General features: G+C 75.7%; 4 protein-coding genes. All 4 read left to right on the plus strand.

Annotated features, from left to right (window positions below; all coding sequences use genetic code 11):
* Positions 1 to 448, plus strand: a 448-nt coding sequence (locus CTKZ_RS18480; RefSeq protein ID WP_124344298.1) for an FtsX-like permease family protein, incomplete at its 5' end; no start/stop codon positions are given.
* Entirely contained in the window at positions 445 to 1,425 is a 981-nt protein-coding gene (locus CTKZ_RS18485) for an ABC transporter ATP-binding protein (RefSeq protein WP_124344299.1), read from the plus strand. The genes CTKZ_RS18480 and CTKZ_RS18485, both read left to right, overlap by 4 nt.
* Positions 1,422 to 2,096 (plus strand): ABC transporter ATP-binding protein, encoded by a 675-nt coding sequence (locus tag CTKZ_RS18490; RefSeq protein WP_124344300.1) that lies wholly within the window; start codon positions 1,422 to 1,424, stop codon positions 2,094 to 2,096. Before CTKZ_RS18485 ends, CTKZ_RS18490 begins: the two co-directional genes overlap by 4 nt.
* A 132-nt stretch (positions 2,097 to 2,228) precedes the next feature.
* Positions 2,229 to 2,934, plus strand: a 706-nt coding sequence (locus tag CTKZ_RS18495; RefSeq protein WP_124344301.1) for an amino acid permease, incomplete at its 3' end; no start/stop codon positions are given.

A 2,934-nucleotide genomic window follows, 5' to 3' on the forward strand; every position in this document is an offset into this window, starting at 1 on the left:
CGTCACGGGTGGTGCGCTCGTCGGTGGCGTCCGCACCGCGACGGCCGTCGCCACGGCGGCGTCGCTCGCGCTGAGCGCGCTCGCGCTCGGGCTCGGCGTCACGCTGGGCGCCCGGTCGCGCGGCCGGCTGCTCGCGCTGCTCACGACGCTCGGCGTGCCGACCCGCGACGCGCGTGCGCTCGTGCGGTGGGAGGTCCTGCCGTGGGCGCTCGTCGCGGTCGTCGCGGGGCTCGCGTCGGGCGCGCTGCTCGCGCCCGTCATGCTCGGGACGACCGACGTGTCCGTCCTCACGGGTGGGGCGGCACCGCCGCCGCCCACGCCCGGCACGGCCGGGCTCCTCGCGCTCGCCGCGACCTACGCGCTGCTCGTCGGGGGAGCGGTGCTCGCCGCCGTCGTCGGTGCGCGCCGCACGTCCGCCGTCACCGTCCTGCGGGAAGGAGAAGCATGACGACCACCACCCCGGAGATCCTGTGCGAGGACCTCGTGCGGATCTTCGTCACCGAGGGCGTCGAGGTGCAGGCGCTGCAGGGGCTCAACCTGCGCGTCGACGCGGGCGAGCTCGTGGCCGTCGTCGGCGCGTCCGGCTCGGGCAAGTCGACGCTGCTGACGATCCTGTCGGGCCTCGACCGGCCGACCGCCGGCACGGCCGTCGTCGCGGGCACGAACCTCGTGGCGATGGACGCCCGGCAGCGCCGCCGCTACCAGCGCGACGTCGTCGGGTTCGTCTGGCAGCAGACGTCGCGCAACCTCCTGCCGTACCTGACGGCGGCGGAGAACGTCGCGGTGCCGCTCGTCGTCGCGGGCACGGGCGGGCGGGCGGCGCGCGCCGCGGAGCTGCTCGACGTCATGGGGGTGGCCGACTGCCGCGACCGGCTGCCCGCGCAGATGTCGGGCGGTCAGCAGCAGCGCGTCGCGATCGCGACCGCGGTCGCCGCGTCCCCGCGCGTCCTGCTGGCCGACGAGCCGACGGGCGAGCTCGACGAGGCGACGTCCGCGGACGTGCTCGACGCGATGCGGCACGTCAACGCCGAGCTCGGCGTGACGACCCTCATCGTCACGCACGACCCGACGGTGTCCGAGCACGTCCACCGCACGGTCCAGATCCGCGACGGCCGCACGTCGACCGAGGTGCTGCGCCGCACCGAGCTCGGGGACGACGGCGTCGAGCGCCTGCACGCCGAGGAGTTCGCGGTGCTCGACAAGGTCGGGCGGCTGCAGCTGCCGCGCGAGGTCGTCGAGCGGCTCGACCTGCGCGACCGCGTGCGCCTCGGCCTCGAGCCGGACCACGTGCGGGTCTCGCGCCACGACCACGTCCCGGGGACGCCCGACGACGCTGCACCCGAGGACGCCGCCGGCGACGCGACCGGCGACGCGACCGGCGACGCGACCGGCGACCGCGCACGCGACGAGGAGGGACCGCGATGATCCGCGGCATCGGCCTGACCCGCACCTACGGCACCGGCGACGCGGTCGTGCACGCGCTGCGCGACGTCGACGTGCACGCCGCGCCCGGGGAGCTCGTCGTCGTCCGCGGACGCTCCGGCTCGGGAAAGACGTCCCTGCTGCACGTCCTGGGCGGCCTCGAGAAGCCCAGCGCGGGCCGCGTCGTCGTCGACGGCGCCGACCTCACCGCGCTCGACCCCGAGCAGGTCCTCGAGCTGCGCCGCACGCGCATCGCGTACGTGTTCCAGGCGTTCGGGCTGATCCCGGTCCTGTCGGCCGCGGAGAACGTCGAGGTCCCGCTGCGGATCCTGCGCACCGACCCCGCCGAGCGCGACCGCCGCGTGGCCGAGGCGCTCGCCGCCGTCGGGCTCGAGCGGCACGCCGCCCAGCGGCCCGCCGAGCTGTCCGGCGGCCAGCAGCAGCGCGTCGCGATCGCCCGCGCGCTCGTGCACCGTCCCGCGGTGCTCCTGGCCGACGAGCCGACCGGCCAGCTCGACAGCGGGACGGCCGCGGTCGTCATGGACCTGCTCGTCGACCTCGTGCACGGGCACGGCGTCGCGGCGGTCGTCACGACGCACGACCCGCTCATGGCCGAGCGCGCGGACCGGCTGGTCGAGCTGCACTCGGGCACGCTGCGGGACGCGACCGTCTGACGGGCGCGCACGCGCCGCAGCGGTTGCGCGCCGGGCCGGGCCGGGCCGCGCTCACGTCGCGCCGCCCCGCCCTCGTTGCCGCCACGGTCGGCGCTCCGTAGCGTGGCAGTCCTCGGACCGGGGGAGACGCGCATGACGACGACCCAGCAGCACTCGCTGCGGGCACAGCTCTGGCGGCGCAAGCCCGTCACGGCCGCGACCCGCGAGTCCTCTGAAGGGCTGCGACGGTCCCTCAGCACGTTCAGCCTCATGATGTTCGGCGTCGGTTCCACGGTCGGGACCGGCGTCTTCTTCGTCATGCACGAGGCGGTGCCGGACGCCGGGCCCGCCGTCGTCGTGGCGTTCGTGCTCGCCGGGGTCGCGGCCGGGCTGTCCGCGCTGTCCTACGCCGAGATGGCGTCCGCCGTGCCCGTGTCGGGGTCGACCTACTCGTACGCGTACGCCACGCTCGGCGAGGTCGTCGCGATGGGCGTCGCCGCGTGCCTCGTGCTCGAGTACGCGGTGTCGACCGCCGCCGTCTCGGTCGGCTGGAGCGGCTACCTCAACCAGCTCCTCGACAACCTCTTCGGGTTCACCGTGCCCGCGTGGCTGTCGGCGGGCCCGCTCGACGACGACCCGGGGATCGTCAACCTGCCGGCGCTCGTCCTCGTCGCGCTGTGCGCGCTGCTGCTGGTGCGCGGAGCGAGCGAGTCGGCCCGGGTGAACACGGTCATGGTCGTCATCAAGCTGGCGGTGCTCGGCCTGTTCGTCGCGGTCGCGTTCACCGCGTTCGACGCCGACCACTTCGCCGACTTCTCCCCGCACGGCGCCGCCGGCGTCACGATGGCTGCCGGCACGA

This window comes from Cellulomonas algicola (genome assembly GCF_003851725.1).
Lineage (GTDB): Bacteria > Actinomycetota > Actinomycetes > Actinomycetales > Cellulomonadaceae > Cellulomonas > Cellulomonas algicola.